The following is a 14,892-nucleotide window of genomic DNA, read 5'->3' on the forward strand; positions in this document are numbered from 1 at the left end:
TCATGGACTTGCTGGACCATTTCAGCCGCATGGCGCGCAACAACCTCTGGTCGAACGACCGGCTCTATCGCGCCGTGCTGCAGCTTGAGCCCGGTGAATTCGAAGCCGAGCGAACCAGCTTCTTTCCGTCGATCATGGCAACGCTCAACCACATCCTGGCGGTCGATCATCTCTATCTCGATTTTCTCGAAGAGGGCGGCGTTGGCGCCGCGGCCCATGACGATTTCGTGCCGTTCGATGAACCACAAGCGCTGTTTGCCGCCCAGGTCGCGGCCGACCGGCGGCTCATCGCCTTTTGCGATCATTTGTCGGCCGACGATCTCGACTGCCGCGTCATCACCGACCGGCGCGAGGACGGAAAAATACCGGAGCGCATCGGCGACCTGCTCGCCCACCTCTTCATCCACGACATCCATCATCGCGGCCAGGTGCATGCGATGCTGTCCGGCACCTTGGTAGAGCCGCCGCAACTCGACGAGTTCTTCCTCGACTATGATCTGCAACTGAGGGAAGCGGAGGTCGAGCGGTTGGCGATTGATGGCGGCAATTAATTGTAGTTACGAAAATGCTTGACTTAATTATTGTAGGTACATAAATTTCGAATGAAGATCGTCTGGGACGAACCGAAACGGCTGGCCGACATCGAGAAACACGGGTTGGATTTTGCCGCGCTGGATGAGGAATTTTTCCTTAGCTGATCGTCTTATGGCAATTGGTCGGATGGCAATCGGTCGGATGATTGACGGGGTCGTTGCCGTGATCTTTGCCCGGCTCGGCTCCGAGGGCATCTCGATCATTTCGATGCGCCCAGCCAACCCGGCTGAAAGAAAGTTGTACAATGACAAAACCTAAGCTGCAGACAAAATTCGAACCGGGGCGCGGCTACAGCAAGGAAGATTGGGATGCCGTTTCGGACAATCCGGAATGGACAGAGGAGGATTTTCGAAACGCTCGTCCCTTCGCGGAAGTTTTTCCGGACCTAGCCGAGAGCATTCGCCGTTCGCGCGGGCGGCCGGCGCTCGACAATCCCAAGAAGCAGGTGACGCTGCGCCTCGACAGCGATGTGGTCGCTCGCTTTCGCGCCGGCGGTCCCGGTTGGCAGAGCCGCATCAACGACATTCTGCGCAAGGCCGCCGGCTTGCCCAAATAGGCGTTGCCTACTCCGCCGCCTGCACCTTCAGCACGCCACGCTTGATCTGGTCCTGCTCGATCGATTCGAACAGCGCACGGAAATTGCCCTCGCCAAAACCCTCGTCGCCCTTCCTCTGGATGAATTCGAAGAAGATCGGGCCGATTACGGTTTTCGAGAAGATCTGCAGCAGGATCTTGGTCGTGCCGCCGTCAACCACGCCTTCGCCGTCGATCAGGATGCCGTGCTTTTTCATCCGCTCGATCGGCTCGTCATGGCCGTGTACGCGGGCATGAGACATCTCGTAATAGGTTTCCGGCGGGCCGGGCATGAACTTCAGCCCGTTGGCTGCCAGCCTGTCGGTGGCGCCGTAGATCTCGTCCGTGCCGACGGCGATGTGCTGGATGCCTTCGCCATTGTACTTCTTCAGATATTCGGCGATCTGGCTGGTCTCGTCCTTGGACTCGTTGAGCGGGATGCGGATCTTGCCGCAGGGCGAGGTGATGGCGCGGCTGACCAGGCCGGTAATCTTGCCGTCGATGTCGAAGAAATGGATCTGCTTGAAGCCGAACAGGTCACGATAGAAATCCCACCATTTGTCCATATTGCCGCGATAGACATTGTGGGTGAGGTGATCGAGATAATAGAAGCCGACGCCTTCCGGCTTCGGGTCGCGCTCGCCCAGCCAGTCGAATTCGGCTTCGTAGGCCGAGCCTTTGTCGCCGTAGACCTCGATAAAATAAAGCAGTGAGCCGCCAATGCCTGATATCGCCGGCACATCGAGCGCCTTGTCGACTCCTTCATAGGGTGTGGCGCCCTTGGCGACAGCATGGTCGAACGCGTGCTTGGCATCGACCACCCGCCAGGCCATCGAGGAAGCGCAGGGGCCGTGCTTGTCGACGAATTTCATTGCATGCGAGTCCGGTTCGGCATTGACGACATAGTTGATGTCGCCCTGCCGCCAGACGGTGATGTTCTTGGTGCGGTGCTTGGCTACCGGTACATAGCCCATGCGGGTAAAAAGGTCAGCGAGCTTTTCCGGTTCGGGATGCGCGAACTCGACGAATTCGAAGCCGTCGGTGCCGGCGGGATTGGCCTTGCTGATCGTTGCGGGCGGTGCATCGTGCGGGAAGGGACCCATGGTGTTGTCCTCCTAAAGCTGCTTGGCCGCAAAGGGCCATTTTGACGCTACTATAGCGCGGAGCAGGTGCATGGTGCTTGCATTCAAACGCTTTAAACGAATAGATCATGCGGGGATTGTGCATGGTGGATGAAAAAATCATGGATGAGGCGCGCATAGACCAGTTTGACCGCAAGATAATGGCTCTCTTGCAGGGCGACGCACGGCTGACCAACAACGATTTGTCGGAACGGGTGAACCTGTCGGCGTCGCAATGTTCGCGTCGCCGCCAGAGGCTGGAGGAGGACGGCTATATCAGGGGCTATCGCGCGGTGCTCGACCGCGACAAGCTCGGCTTCTCACTGGTCAACGTCATCTCGGTGACGCTCGCCACCCACAACCGCGACAATGCGCGGCGCTTCGGCGAGTTGGTGGCGCGGCTGCCGGAGGTGCAGGAGGCGCACGCGCTGACCGGCGAGATGGATTACATCCTGAAAGTGGTGACGCCCGACCTGAAATCGCTGTCGGAATTCGTCAACGGCGTTCTCCTGCCGCACGAATCCGTGCAGCATGTGAAGACGGCGATCGTGCTGGAAACGCTGAAGGAAACCGGCGCGCTGCCGATTTAGCCCTTCGACTGCTGGATCAGCCCAAAAAGGTTGGAGCAGCGTGCGCCGGAACGGCAATAGGCGAAGATCGGGCCTTCGAGTTCATCGAGCGCCTCAGCCTGGTCCTCGACATTTTGGGCCGTGATCTGGCCGCTGATGACCGGGATGTGGCGGAAGGAAAGCCCGGCGGCTTCGACTGCCGCTTTGACCGTGTCCGCCGAAGGCTGGCCGGGCTGCTCGTCATCAGGCCGGTTGCAGATGACGCTCTTGAAGCCCGCGGCCTTGATGGCGGCGACTTCTTCGGGCTGGATCTGGCCGGAGACCGAATAGTCCTCGGTGATCTGACGATATTCCATGTTTCCTCGCAAAACTGGTTTGGCCGCAGTCTTAAGACTCCCCGACGAGATCGGCAATCCGCGCAGAATGAAATCCCACTGCGCAGATAGTTATTTTCGACGGAGAATCCAACCGAGCCGACGCGGCCCGGCTGGGTAGGACGGCATCAGCTTCCGAGGATCGCGCCTTTGATCTGGGCGATGTTGTTGTGCATCAGGTCGATATAGGTCGAGGCCGGGCCGTCGGGTTGCGACAGCGCATCCGAATAAAGCGTGCCGCCAACCTTGGTGCCGGTCTCGCTGGCGATCTGCTCGATCAGCCGCGCGTTGGTGATGTTCTCGATGAAGACCGCCGCCGCCTTGTCCTGCTTCACCTGGCTGACCAGCTTGGCGACGTCGGCAGCGGACGGCTCCGACTCGGTCGACACCCCTTCGGGCGCCAGGAAGGTGAGGCCATAGGCCTTCTCGAAATAGCCGAAGGCGTCATGCGAGGTGATGACGACGCGTTTCTCCTTCGGGATCGACCGGATCGCCGCCTGCACTTCGCCCTCAAGCACGTCGAGTTTCTCGGTATAGGCGGCGGCGTTGGCCTTGTAGCTGTGGCAACCCTCGGCGTCGGCGGTGCAGAAGGCGTCGGCGATGTTCTTCACATAGATCTTGGCATTGGCGACCGATTGGAAGGCATGCGGATCGGTATCTTCGCCTTCAGCGGCGTCGGCATCGGCGAATTCGGGTTTGAAGTTGATCGGCGTGACGCCCTTGGTCAAAACGGCGATCGTCGCCTTGGTGGCACTGGCGTCGACCAGGCGCTGCAAAAAGCCTTCGAAATGCAGGCCGTTGACCAGCACCACATCCGCACCCGCCATCGCCACCGCGTCAGCCGGGCTCGGCTCGTAGACATGGGCATCGCCATCCGGCCCGACGATGGTGGTCAGATTGATCCGGTCGCCGCCGACATTTTTGGCGAAATCGGCAATGATCGTGAAGCTGGCGGCCACTTTCAACGGCTCCGCGAGGGCCGACGACGCGCCAAAGGCTAACAATGTCATAACGCCCACTGCCAGGGCGGCGCGGATCGATTTCAGCATGGACAGCACTCCTTCGGGATCAGGCGGTTCTGTGGCGGTGATGGATAATACGGGCGCGCAGGATGCCGCGCGTGCCGAACAGGATCGAGGCAAAATAGACGACGCCGGCGGACAGGATGATGGCCGGGCCGGAAGGCAGCGACACGTGATAGGACAGAAGCAGCCCGGCGACGCAGGAGGCAAAGCCGATCAGCACCGCCAGCACGCACATCGGCTCGACGCGCATGGTCCAGAAGCGGGCGGCGGCCGCAGGCAGCATCATCAGCCCGACGGATAGCAGCGTGCCGAGCGCCTGGAAGCCGCCGACCAGGTTGAGCACGACGAGGCCGAGGAAGATGAAATGCACCGGGCTGCCCAGCCGGCTGACCGAACGCAGGAACAGCGGGTCGAGACATTCGGCGACAAGCGCCCGCCAGAAGATGGCGAGGCTGACCAGCGTGACCAGCACGATGCCGCCGATCAGTGTCAGCGCTTCATTGTTGAGCGCAAGCACGGTGCCGAACAGCACATGCATGAGATCGACGCTGGAGCCGCGGATCGACACCATCAGCACGCCGATCGCCAGCGAAATCAGGTAGAAGGCCGCCATCGAAGCGTCCTCGCGCTGGATGGTGAAGCGCGAGACGGCGCCGGCGCCGAGCGCGACGATGATGCCGGCAATCAGCCCGCCGATAGTCATCGGCAGGATTTCCAGCCCATAAAACAGGAACCCGGCGGCAGCACCCGGCAGGATGGCGTGGGCCATGGCGTCGCCGGAAAGGCTCATGCGCCGCAGCATCAGGAACACGCCGACCGGGCAGGCGCCGAGCGACAGCATCAGCGAACCGGCAAGCGCCCGCTGCATGAAGGCGAATTCGGCGAACGGAGCGATGAGTAGACCGTAGAGCGTGTCCATCATGCGGCCCGCGGCCCGGAGCCGTGATGATGGTCGTGCGCATGGTTGTGCCCGGGGCCGTGACCGTGATCACCGTGCTTGTCGGGCTCGCACCAGGGCGCGTTCTCCTCCCAGGCTTCGTGGAAGCGGCGCGCGCGCAACAGGTTTTCCGGCCGCAGCGTTTCCCTGGTTTCGCCCCAGGCGATTGGCTGGCGCGCCAGCAGCAGCGTCTCGGGGAAGTTCTGGCGCACCAGTTCCAGATCGTGGACGACAACCAGGATCGTGCGTTCCTCGCCATGCCAGTGCTTGATCAGTGCGATCAGGTCGCCGACGGTCTTGGTATCGACGGCGTTGAACGGTTCGTCGAGCAGAATGAGATCGGCGTCCTGCAGCAGCACGCGGGCGAACAGCGTGCGCTGCAGCTGGCCGCCCGACAGCGTGTCGATCGGGCGCTTCTCGAAGCCGCCGAGGCCGACGGCCATCAGCGCCTGGCTGACCGAATCGCGATCTTCCCTGGTGTAGCGGCCGAGCAGCCCGCGCCGTGGCCACAGGCCGAGCGAAACCAGATCAACGACCCGGGCGGGAAAGGAGCGGTCGAGTTCCGACTGTTGCGGCAGATAAGCTGCGCGCACGCCGGGCGCCCGGACAACCGTGCCGGCCATCGGTTTCAACACGCCGACGATACCCTTCATCAGGGTCGACTTGCCCGAGCCATTGGCGCCGACGACGGCAGTCAGCGACCCGCGGCGGATCGTGCCATCGAGATGATGGATCGCCGGATGGCTGTTGTAGCCCAGCGTCAGGTCGCGGAATGTCAGGCAAGTTTTGGTCATGTGACGATCCGTGGGACACGACTAATACGGCAGCGGCGGTGGATATGTGATGTTATTACATTAGTCAACAAGTCAATCCGGCGGAATTGCGGCGACCGGAGCAATTTGGCGTGTGCCTATTTTCGCCCCACGCCTGCTGGCTCAAGAGGATTCGCTCATCCAACCTTGCTCCCAGCGAACCGCGACTCTAAAGAGGCGCGACCCACAATGGAAGGAACGTCCAATGAGCATTCGTCGCATCGATGTTGGCCCACGCATGAGCCAGATCGTCATCCACGGCAACACCGTCTATCTGGCTGGTCAGGTCGGCGAACCGGGCGGAAACGTCGGCACCCAGACCAGGGACATCCTGGCGGCCATCGACGAATTGCTGGCCAAGGCCGGCACCGACAAGACCAAGATCCTGCAGGCGATCATCTGGCTGGCCGACATGAGCACCTTTGCCGAGATGAACGCGGAATGGGACAAGTGGGTGCCACAGGGCCACACCCCGGCCCGCGCCACCGGCGAGGCCAAGCTTGCCGGGCCGGAATATCTGGTCGAGATTATTATTACTGCAGCGATTTGAGATGCCGTGAAGCTGCCGATCTCCCCCACGAGGGGGAGATTGGATGTCACGCCGGGGTTCGCCAATCTTCAATATCGCAAAAATTACCCCTGCGACGGCGTGAACCGCGCGACCAGCGTGTGGCTGTCGGCCGCATAGGTGAAACGGACATGGGTGACCGGATGCTCGGCGCTCCATGTCCGTCGCTCGACCACCAGGCAGGGGGCGCCGGACTCGATTTCGAGTGCGGTCGCAATGTGTCTGTCGGCGGCGACGGCGCGGATGCGGTGCTCGGCGGCACTCCATGGCACGCGGGCGATCAGCCACGGCCCAGGCGCGACGGCAAAAAATTCCTCGCTGGCGGCCTCGGCCACGGCGGCCAGGTTGATCAGCCGCCGTTCGTGGGCGAACGGCCGCTGGCCGGCGAAATGCCGGCATTCCAGCGCCAGCACCGGCCCGTTGGAGTCGAGTTCCAGCAAGGCGCGATCCTCGGCGCTGCTGCGCCTTTTATGTCGCGCCACACGCTCGTAGCGATAGGGCAGGCCGAGCGCCTCGACCTCGATCCTGATATCATGGATTTCCAACACCGCGGCTTGCGACTGCGGCCGCCGGACAAAGCTGCCAGAGCGGCGGCGGCGCTCTATCAGCCCCGCCTTGGCAAGCTGCGACAGCGCCTTGTTCACCGTCATGCGCGAACATTTGTACTCGGCCGTCAGCTCGTGCTCGAACGGGATGCGGTGGCCGGGCGCCCAGGCGCCGGACAGGATTCGTTCGCTGATGTCGGACAGGATGCGTTGATGCAGCGAGAGGGGCTCGCCGCCGTCCGCATCCATTGTCTGGGTCATGCTCATGCCGAAAGCGCCGTCATCACCTTGCGAAAACGCTCGGCAATAAAATCGCGCCTTGCGTGCCTGCCACTGCTGACCAGTTTCTTGCCATGCACCCAGACACAATCGACCTTGGAACCGTTGGCGAAGATCCAGGTGTCGAGCACTGCATCGCCCGTCTTGCCGGCAAGCGACGGGTGCTTGCCATGGAGCGAGATGAAATCGGCTGGGGCACCAGCGGCGATCCGCGAGGGGCTTGCGCCGAGCGCTGCGCTGCCGCCGTCGAGCGCGGCATCGAACAGTGCGCGCCCGGTCGAACCGCCGGCGACCGCCAGCAGGTTGCGGGCACGGTGGGCGAGGCGCTGCGAATATTCGAGCTGCCGCAATTCGTCCGGCAGGCCGATCAGCACGTTGGAGTCGGAGCCGACGCCGAAGCGGCCGCCATGCTGTTTGAACAAAGGTGCTACAAAGGTGCCGTCGCCGAGATTGGCCTCGGTGATCGGGCAGAGGCCGGCGATTGCTCCGCTTTTCGCCATGGCCGCCGTCTCGGTCTCGGTCATGTGGGTGGCGTGGATCAGGCACCAGCGACTATCGACCCTGGCATTGGCGAGCAGCCATTCGACCGGCCGCGCCCCGGACCAGGCAAGGCAGTCCTCGACCTCCTTCACTTGCTCGGCGATGTGGATGTGGATCGGTCCGCCGGGTGCCATTGTCGCGATGTTTTCCAACTGCTCCGGTGTCACGGCGCGCAGACTGTGCGGGGCGATGCCGACGACCGGGTGATTCAAGGTGCGAACGGTTTCGTGACATTTCTCAACAAGCCGCGAGAACCGATTCATATCGTTGATGAATCGCCGCTGGCCTTCATTCGGCGCTGCGCCGCCGAAAGAGGAATGTGCATAGAAGACCGGCAGCAGCGTCAGCCCGATGCCGGTGTCGGCAGCCGCTGCGGTGATGCGGTCGGCCATTTCGGCGACGTTGGCGTAGGGCTGGCCGTCGCGGTCGTGATGCAGATAGTGAAACTCGCCGACGCGTGAGAACCCACCCTCCAGCATCTCGACATAGAGCTGCGCGGCGACCGCCTCGACCTGATCCGGCGTCATCGACAGCGCGAAGCGATACATCACCTCGCGCCAGCTCCAGAAACTGTCGGCTGAAGGGCCGCGCAGCTCGGCTAGACCGGCCATGCCGCGCTGGAAGGCGTGGCTGTGCAGGTTCGGCATGCCTGGCAGCAGAATGGCATGGCGTTCGTCGCCGGGCTGGGATGCGGTGTTCGGCTCGACCGTGGCGATGTGGCCATCACTGACGACGATCCGGGCATTGGAATGCCAGCCGTCGGGCAGAAGCGCCTGTTCCGCAAAGATCGCAGTCACGTTTTTCTCTCCGATTCCCTTTGTCCCGTGCAATGATACCACTTGCAGTGCGTTTCAATATGTATATACATAATCACCGCCGATTGAAACGGAAAAGATGATGGCTGGAGAGAGCAAAAGCCGGGCAGGGGAGATCCGCCTCTGGCGCAATGCGCGTCTGGCGACCATGGCCGACAGCGCCGCCGGACTGGGTATCATCGAAGACGGCGCGATCGCCGCGCGCGATGGCCTGATCGTCTATGCCGGCCAGGAAGCCGACATGCCGGCAGCGTTCAGCCAGAACGCCGAAATTGTCGATTGCGAAGGCCGCTGGATCACACCCGGCCTGATCGACTGCCATACTCATCTGGTCCACGCCGGCAATCGCGCCAACGAATTCGAGATGCGGCTGGCCGGCGCCACCTATGAAGAGGTCACCAGGGCCGGCGGCGGCATCGTCTCGTCGGTCAAGGCGCTGCGCGCTGCCAGCCAGCAGGAATTGATTGCGCAGTCGCTGCCGCGCCTCGACGCGCTGATCGCCGAAGGCCTCACCACCATCGAGGTCAAGTCGGGCTACGGGCTCGATCTCGAAAACGAGAAGAAATCGCTGCGCGCCGCGCGGCTCCTGGGCGAAAACCGTCCAGTAACCGTAACAACCAGCTTCCTCGGCGCGCATGCCCTGCCGCCTGAAGCGAAAGGCGACAAGGACGCTTTTATCGAACTGGTCGCAAACGAGATTTTGCCGGCCGTCACCGCCGAGGGCCTGGCCGATGCGGTCGATGGTTTTTGCGAAGGCATCGCCTTTTCGCCAGAGCAGATTTCTCGCGTGTTCGACGCGGCGAAAGCAGCAGGCCTGCCGGTAAAACTTCACGCTGACCAATTGTCCAACCTGCACGGCGCAGAACTTGCGGCGCGTTATGGCGCCTTGTCGGCCGACCATCTCGAATATACTGACGAGGCGGGTGCGGCGGCGATGGCGAGGGCCGGAACCGTGGCGACGATCCTGCCCGGCGCCTACTATTTCATCCGTGAGACCAAGAAGCCGCCGATCGGCCTGTTTCGCCAGCATGGCGTCAAAATGGCGGTCGCCACCGACTGCAATCCCGGCACCTCGCCGCTGACCTCGCTGCTGCTGACCATGAACATGGCGGCGACTTTGTTTGGTCTGACTGTTGACGAATGCCTTGCCGGTGTCACCCGCGAGGCCGCCCGCGCGCTCGGACGGCTCGGAAGCACCGGCACGCTGGAGGCTGGAAAATCAGCCGACCTGGCGATCTGGGACATCGAGCGCCCGGCCGAACTCGTCTACCGCATGGGTTTCAACCCGCTGCATGCCCGCATCTGGAGGGGACAATGAGTGAACTCAAACTCAAGCCGGGCAACACGACGCTGGCCGACTGGCGCGAAATCTATCGTGGCGCGATGCCGAAGCTGGACGCGGCCTGCTGGCCAAAGATCAAGGCCAGCGCCGAGGCCGTTGCACGCATCGTCGCCAAGGGTGAGCCGGTCTATGGCATCAACACCGGTTTCGGCAAATTGGCCAGCGTCCGTATCCCCGCCGCCGATCTCGAGACGCTGCAACGCAACATCGTGCTGTCACATGCCGCCGGCGTCGGCGAACCGATGCCGGTCGCTGTTTGCCGGCTGATGATGGCACTGAAGCTGGCCAGCTTGGCGCAGGGCGCCTCCGGCGTGCGGCCGCAGACCATTGAGCTGCTCGAAGCGATGCTCGCCAACGACGTCATTCCGGTGGTGCCGGCGCAAGGCTCGGTCGGCGCATCCGGCGACCTTGCGCCACTGTCCCACATGACGGCGGTGATGATCGGCGTCGGCGAATGTTTTACCCCGCATGGCCGGTTCCCGGCCAAGGTCGCCTTTGTCTCGCACGGGCTGGAGCCGGTCACGCTTGGCGCCAAGGAAGGGTTGGCGCTGCTCAACGGCACGCAGTTCTCGACCGCCTATGCGTTGGCCGCCTTGTTCGACGCCGAAGTGCTCTACCAGTCGGCGCTGGTCGCCGGTGCGCTCTCGACCGATGCCGCCAAGGGTTCCGACGCCCCCTTCGATCCGCGCATCCACCTGCTCAGGAGGCATCCTGGCCAGATCGAGACGGCAGAGGCGCTGCGCAACCTGATGGCCGGCAGTGCCATCCGTGAATCGCACCGGGTCGGAGACGAACGCGTGCAGGACCCGTACTGCTTGCGCTGCCAGCCGCAGGTGATGGGTGCAGCGCTCAGCGTGCTGCGCCAGGCCGCCGGCACGCTGGGCACCGAGGCCAACGGCGTCACCGACAATCCGCTGATCTTCGCCGAGGACGACACAGCACTTTCCGGCGGCAATTTCCACGCCGAGCCGGTCGCCTTCGCCGCCGACATGATCGCGCTCGCCGTCTGCGAGATCGGCTCGCTGTCGGAACGGCGCATCGCCATGCTGGTCGATCCGGCGCTGTCGGGCATGCCGGCCTTCCTGACCCCGAAGCCAGGCTTGAATTCCGGCTTCATGATCCCGCAAGTGACGGCGGCGGCACTCGTCTCGGAAAACAAGCAAAAGGCCTATCCGGCCAGTGTCGATTCGATCCCGACCTCGGCCAATCAGGAAGACCACGTCTCGATGGCGGCACATGGCGCGCGCCGGCTGATCGGCATGATCGAGAATGCGACGGCCGTCATCGGCATCGAATTGCTGGCCGCCACCCAGGGCTGCGATTTCCATGCGCCGCTGGCATCGAGTGCGCCGCTCGAAGCGGTACGCAGGCTGGTCAGGGCCGAAGTGCCGCATCTCGACAATGACCGGCATTTCCACCCCGACATGGAAAAGGCCATCGCCATGGTGCGCAGCGGCGCTGCCGTGAAGGCAGCGGGCGCGGTGGCGCTGCCGGGAATCGCGTCGTGGCACACCTCGATAGGTCGCGATCCTTCGCGCCGTAGAGCGCCGGCGCAGGGAGACCATTCATGAACGCGCCCTCCTGGCTTACTGTAACGCGCGGCACGGCACCCCTGCTGGTCTCGATCCCGCACACCGGCATCGATCTCGCCGGCCTTGAGAACCGGCTGGTGTCGCCTTGGCTCGGCCGCCGCGACGCCGACTGGTGGATCGACAAGCTGTATGAGTTTGCCGAAGACCTCGGCGCGACGGTGGTGCATACCGCGATCTCGCGCACCGTCATCGACGTCAATCGCGATCCGTCCGGCGTCTCGCTCTATCCCGGCCAGGCAACCACCGGCCTGTGCCCGACCGAGACCTTCGACGGCGATCCGCTCTATCGTGTCGGGGAAGAGCCTGATGCCTCGGAGGTCGACGAGCGCCGCGAAAAGTACTTTGTGCCTTACCATGCCGCGATGCAGGCCGAGATCGACAGGCTGCGCGCCGTGCACCGGAAGATCGTCCTCTATGACTGCCATTCGATCCGCTCGATGCTGCCGCGGCTGTTCGAAGGCACTCTGCCGGTGTTCAACCTCGGCACCAATGACGGCAAAAGCGCCGACCCGGGCTTGCAGGCAATGGTCGGCCAGATCCTCGCCGAGACCGGCGAGAGTTTTGTCGTCAACGGCCGCTTCAAAGGCGGCTGGATCACGCGCCATTTCGGCCAGCCGCAAAACGGCGTTCATGCGCTGCAGATGGAACTGTCCAACCGCGGCTATATGCGCGAGCCCGAGGGCAAAGGTACGCCCGACAATTGGCCGGTGCCTTACGACCCGGCATTCGCCGCGCCGATCCGCGCCACGCTGAAGCGGATCCTGGAAAGAGCGATTGCCTGGGCCGGGCGCTGACGCATCGTCGCGCAGCTCATTCGAAAGGAAAAGTGACGCCATGACCGATCCTCGCCACAACATCCGCGAAGTCCGCAGCCCGCGCGGCAGCGAGCTCAACGCCCGCACATGGCTGACTGAAGCGCCGTTGCGCATGCTGATGAACAATCTCGATCCCGACGTCGCCGAAAACCCCAACGAACTGGTCGTCTATGGCGGCATCGGCCGCGCGGCGCGCACCTGGAACGACTTTGATCGCATCGTCGCCTCTCTGAAGACGCTTGGAGACGACGAGACGCTGCTGGTGCAGTCGGGCAAGCCGGTCGGCGTGTTTCGTACCCACACCGATGCGCCGCGCGTGCTGATCGCCAATTCCAACCTCGTGCCGCACTGGGCGACATGGGAGAAATTCAACGAGCTCGATAAGAAGGGCCTGATGATGTACGGCCAGATGACGGCCGGCTCGTGGATCTACATCGGCACCCAAGGCATCGTGCAGGGCACCTACGAGACCTTCGTCGAGGCTGGCCGCCAGCATTACGACGGCAACCTCAGGGGCAAATGGATCTTGACCGGCGGCCTCGGCGGCATGGGCGGCGCCCAGCCGCTGGCCGCGGTCATGGCCGGCGCCTGCTGCCTGGCGGTCGAATGCGATCCCGACCGCATCGATTTCCGGCTGCGCACTCGCTATGTCGATGAACGCGCCGACACGCTCGACGAGGCGCTGGAAAGGATCGAGCGCTGGACCAGGGCCGGCGAGGCGAAATCGGTCGGCCTCGTCGGCAACACCGCAGACATCGTGCCGGAACTGGTGCGGCGTGGCGTGCGCCCCGACCTGGTCACCGACCAGACGTCGGCGCATGATCCGCTCAACGGCTATCTCCCCAAGGGCTGGTCGCTCGCCGAATGGCGCGAGAAGCGCACCAGCGACCCGAAGGCGGTCGAAAAGGCGGCGCGCGCGTCGATGCGCGAACATGTCGAGGCGATGGTGGCGTTCTGGAACGCCGGCGTGCCGACGCTCGACTATGGCAACAACATCCGTCAGGTGGCGAAGGAGGAAGGGCTCGACAATGCCTTTGCCTTCCCGGGTTTCGTGCCGGCCTATATCCGGCCACTGTTTTGTCGCGGGATCGGTCCGTTTCGCTGGGCAGCCCTCTCCGGCGATCCCGAGGACATCTACAAGACCGACGCCAAGGTGCGCGAGCTGACGCCCGGCAACACCCACCTGCACAACTGGCTCGACATGGCGCGTGAGCGCATCGCCTTCCAGGGTCTGCCGGCGCGCATCTGCTGGGTTGGTCTCGGCGACCGCCACCGGCTCGGCCTCGCCTTCAACGAGATGGTGGCGAAAGGCGAGCTCAAGGCGCCGGTGGTCATCGGCCGCGATCATCTCGATTCAGGCTCGGTTGCCTCGCCGAACCGCGAGACGGAATCGATGAAGGACGGCTCCGACGCCGTGTCCGACTGGCCGCTGCTCAATGCGCTGCTCAACACCGCCTCCGGCGCAACCTGGGTATCGCTGCATCATGGCGGTGGCGTCGGCATGGGCTTTTCGCAACATGCCGGCATGGTCATCGTTGCCGACGGCACACGCGAAGCGGCCAAACGCCTGGAGCGGGTGCTATGGAATGACCCCGCAACCGGCGTCATGCGCCACGCCGATGCCGGCTATGACCTCGCCATCGACTGCGCCAGGGAGCACCAGCTCAACCTGCCAGGCATCCTCGGCTGAACCGCGCCTTGCGCATCCTCCGGGCAGCCGAATACCGGTCCATGCCGTGGAAGAACGGCGGCGGGGTGACGACGGAAATCGCCGTCTCGCCCGCAGGTGCTGCGCTCGATGATTTCGACTGGCGCGTCTCCATGGCGCGCGTCGAAAGCGGTGGACCATTCTCCGAGTTTGCCGGAGTGGACCGAAGCTTGGCCGTGCTGGAAGGCGAGGGGATCATCCTTGATATCGCCGGCCGCCCGGCTACGCTGACCAAAACGTCCGCCCCGCTTTCCTTTGCGGCCGATGTGCCGACGCAAGCGGCGCTGATCTCCGGTCCGATCACCGATCTCAACGCCATGACACGGCGTGGACGGATGACCCATGCCGTCGAACGCCTGGTGATTTCAGCCCCGACGGACATCCAGTCGGCCGCTGATGCGACCCTCATCCTGTGTTTTGACGGCGAAATCACGATGGCCGGCGCGGCGCCTTTCCACATCGGACCGAGCGACACGCTGTTGCTCGGACCGGACGCCGCGAAACGGCGCGTCGAGCCTGCGCGACCAGCGACGCTGTTCGTGATCCGCATCGATCGCGTTGCGGCAAACGATTAACGCCTGTTTCGAAACATGATCACAACACCAGCGAAATATGCCGTAAGCTCAAGCCCAGATCACGAAAAAGCCTGAATCCTTCCGTCGATCAACTCCCGGCGGGAGGGA

General features: G+C 63.3%; 16 protein-coding genes and 1 pseudogene. 10 read left to right on the forward strand and 7 right to left on the reverse strand.

Features of this window, described 5'->3' with window-relative positions:
• Positions 1 to 2 precede the first annotated feature (2 nt).
• The 3 genes and pseudogenes from M727_RS0118280 (at position 3) to M727_RS0118290 (ending at position 1,150) form a co-directional block, all read left to right on the forward strand.
• Positions 3 to 551, forward strand: coding sequence for a DinB family protein (locus M727_RS0118280; protein ID WP_027153895.1), 549 nt, complete (start codon positions 3 to 5; stop codon positions 549 to 551).
• A 51-nt stretch (positions 552 to 602) separates the two neighbouring features.
• A pseudogene (locus M727_RS36690) lies at positions 603 to 852 on the forward strand (BrnT family toxin).
• Positions 839 to 1,150, forward strand: coding sequence for a BrnA antitoxin family protein (locus M727_RS0118290; RefSeq protein WP_027153896.1), 312 nt, complete (start codon positions 839 to 841; stop codon positions 1,148 to 1,150). The pseudogene M727_RS36690 and the gene M727_RS0118290 overlap by 14 nt, the downstream one beginning before the upstream one ends.
• Positions 1,151 to 1,157: 7 nt before the next feature.
• On the opposite strand, the gene hppD is transcribed toward M727_RS0118290, so the two are convergent.
• Complete coding sequence (hppD, locus tag M727_RS0118295) at positions 1,158 to 2,270, reverse strand: 4-hydroxyphenylpyruvate dioxygenase (RefSeq protein WP_027153897.1); 1,113 nt, start codon at positions 2,268 to 2,270, stop codon at positions 1,158 to 1,160.
• 140 nt (positions 2,271 to 2,410) lie between these two features.
• Between hppD and M727_RS0118300 the strand changes: the two genes are divergently transcribed.
• Positions 2,411 to 2,878: an Lrp/AsnC family transcriptional regulator gene (locus tag M727_RS0118300; protein ID WP_027153898.1), complete on the forward strand. Its 468-nt coding sequence runs from the start codon at positions 2,411 to 2,413 to the stop codon at positions 2,876 to 2,878.
• Here M727_RS0118300 and M727_RS0118305 read toward each other — a convergent pair.
• The 4 genes from M727_RS0118305 to aztA all read right to left on the reverse strand — a co-directional run bounded on the left by M727_RS0118305 (position 2,875) and on the right by aztA (position 5,987).
• Positions 2,875 to 3,213, reverse strand: a complete 339-nt coding sequence (locus M727_RS0118305) for a TIGR01244 family sulfur transferase (protein WP_027153899.1) — start codon at positions 3,211 to 3,213, stop codon at positions 2,875 to 2,877. The genes M727_RS0118300 and M727_RS0118305 overlap by 4 nt on opposite strands.
• 146 nt (positions 3,214 to 3,359) lie before the next feature.
• Positions 3,360 to 4,280 carry a zinc ABC transporter substrate-binding protein AztC gene (gene aztC / locus M727_RS0118310; protein ID WP_027153900.1) on the reverse strand — a complete coding sequence of 307 codons (921 nt, stop codon included), beginning with the start codon at positions 4,278 to 4,280 and terminating at the stop codon, positions 3,360 to 3,362.
• A 19-nt stretch (positions 4,281 to 4,299) separates the two neighbouring features.
• Positions 4,300 to 5,175 (reverse strand): zinc ABC transporter permease AztB, encoded by an 876-nt coding sequence (gene aztB, locus M727_RS0118315; RefSeq protein ID WP_027153901.1) that lies wholly within the window; start codon positions 5,173 to 5,175, stop codon positions 4,300 to 4,302.
• Entirely contained in the window at positions 5,175 to 5,987 is an 813-nt protein-coding gene (gene aztA, locus M727_RS0118320; protein ID WP_027153902.1) for a zinc ABC transporter ATP-binding protein AztA, read from the reverse strand. The genes aztB and aztA overlap by 1 nt, the downstream gene beginning before the upstream one ends.
• A gap of 223 nt (positions 5,988 to 6,210) precedes the next feature.
• On the opposite strand from aztA, the gene M727_RS0118325 reads away from it, so the two are divergent.
• Positions 6,211 to 6,555, forward strand: coding sequence for a RidA family protein (locus M727_RS0118325; protein WP_027153903.1), 345 nt, complete (start codon positions 6,211 to 6,213; stop codon positions 6,553 to 6,555).
• Positions 6,556 to 6,638: 83 nt separating this feature from the next.
• Here M727_RS0118325 and hutC read toward each other — a convergent pair whose 3' ends face one another.
• Entirely contained in the window at positions 6,639 to 7,385 is a 747-nt protein-coding gene (hutC, locus tag M727_RS0118330) for a histidine utilization repressor (RefSeq protein WP_027153904.1), read from the reverse strand.
• Entirely contained in the window at positions 7,382 to 8,734 is a 1,353-nt protein-coding gene (locus tag M727_RS0118335; RefSeq protein ID WP_027153905.1) for a formimidoylglutamate deiminase, read from the reverse strand. Before M727_RS0118335 ends, hutC begins: the two co-directional genes overlap by 4 nt.
• A gap of 100 nt (positions 8,735 to 8,834) precedes the next feature.
• Between M727_RS0118335 and hutI the strand changes: the two genes are divergently transcribed.
• From hutI to M727_RS0118360, 5 genes are read left to right on the forward strand one after another with little or no spacing between them, the layout of a single operon-like run.
• Entirely contained in the window at positions 8,835 to 10,070 is a 1,236-nt protein-coding gene (hutI, locus tag M727_RS0118340; RefSeq protein ID WP_027153906.1) for an imidazolonepropionase, read from the forward strand.
• Entirely contained in the window at positions 10,067 to 11,665 is a 1,599-nt protein-coding gene (gene hutH, locus M727_RS36695) for a histidine ammonia-lyase (RefSeq protein ID WP_156941552.1), read from the forward strand. Before hutI ends, hutH begins: the two co-directional genes overlap by 4 nt.
• Positions 11,662 to 12,480 (forward strand): N-formylglutamate deformylase, encoded by an 819-nt coding sequence (hutG, locus tag M727_RS0118350; protein WP_027153907.1) that lies wholly within the window; start codon positions 11,662 to 11,664, stop codon positions 12,478 to 12,480. Before hutH ends, hutG begins: the two co-directional genes overlap by 4 nt.
• A 40-nt stretch (positions 12,481 to 12,520) precedes the next feature.
• Positions 12,521 to 14,191 (forward strand): urocanate hydratase, encoded by a 1,671-nt coding sequence (gene hutU / locus M727_RS0118355; RefSeq protein ID WP_027153908.1) that lies wholly within the window; start codon positions 12,521 to 12,523, stop codon positions 14,189 to 14,191.
• Between the two features lie 8 nt (positions 14,192 to 14,199).
• Positions 14,200 to 14,784, forward strand: coding sequence for a HutD family protein (locus M727_RS0118360; protein ID WP_027153909.1), 585 nt, complete (start codon positions 14,200 to 14,202; stop codon positions 14,782 to 14,784).
• Positions 14,785 to 14,892 lie beyond the last annotated feature (108 nt).

The organism is Mesorhizobium sp. WSM2561, from assembly GCF_000513915.1.
Taxonomy (GTDB): Bacteria; Pseudomonadota; Alphaproteobacteria; order Rhizobiales; family Rhizobiaceae; genus Mesorhizobium; species Mesorhizobium muleiense.

Bases quoted from the DNA above. Each gene is read 5' to 3' on its own strand.
- M727_RS0118305 (WP_027153899.1), bottom strand. From the start codon at position 3,213: ATGGAATATCGTCAGATCACCGAGGACTATTCGGTCTCCGGCCAGATC.
- hutU (WP_027153908.1), top strand. From the start codon at position 12,521: ATGACCGATCCTCGCCACAACATCCGCGAAGTCCGCAGCCCGCGCGGC.
- M727_RS0118280 (WP_027153895.1), top strand. From the start codon at position 3: ATGGACTTGCTGGACCATTTCAGCCGCATGGCGCGCAACAACCTCTGG.
- M727_RS0118290 (WP_027153896.1), top strand. From the start codon at position 839: ATGACAAAACCTAAGCTGCAGACAAAATTCGAACCGGGGCGCGGCTAC.
- aztC (WP_027153900.1), bottom strand. From the start codon at position 4,280: ATGCTGAAATCGATCCGCGCCGCCCTGGCAGTGGGCGTTATGACATTG.
- hutG (WP_027153907.1), top strand. From the start codon at position 11,662: ATGAACGCGCCCTCCTGGCTTACTGTAACGCGCGGCACGGCACCCCTG.
- hutH (WP_156941552.1), top strand. From the start codon at position 10,067: ATGAGTGAACTCAAACTCAAGCCGGGCAACACGACGCTGGCCGACTGG.
- hutC (WP_027153904.1), bottom strand. From the start codon at position 7,385: ATGAGCATGACCCAGACAATGGATGCGGACGGCGGCGAGCCCCTCTCG.
- hutI (WP_027153906.1), top strand. From the start codon at position 8,835: ATGGCTGGAGAGAGCAAAAGCCGGGCAGGGGAGATCCGCCTCTGGCGC.
- M727_RS0118325 (WP_027153903.1), top strand. From the start codon at position 6,211: ATGAGCATTCGTCGCATCGATGTTGGCCCACGCATGAGCCAGATCGTC.
- hppD (WP_027153897.1), bottom strand. From the start codon at position 2,270: ATGGGTCCCTTCCCGCACGATGCACCGCCCGCAACGATCAGCAAGGCC.
- aztA (WP_027153902.1), bottom strand. From the start codon at position 5,987: ATGACCAAAACTTGCCTGACATTCCGCGACCTGACGCTGGGCTACAAC.
- M727_RS0118300 (WP_027153898.1), top strand. From the start codon at position 2,411: ATGGATGAGGCGCGCATAGACCAGTTTGACCGCAAGATAATGGCTCTC.
- aztB (WP_027153901.1), bottom strand. From the start codon at position 5,175: ATGGACACGCTCTACGGTCTACTCATCGCTCCGTTCGCCGAATTCGCC.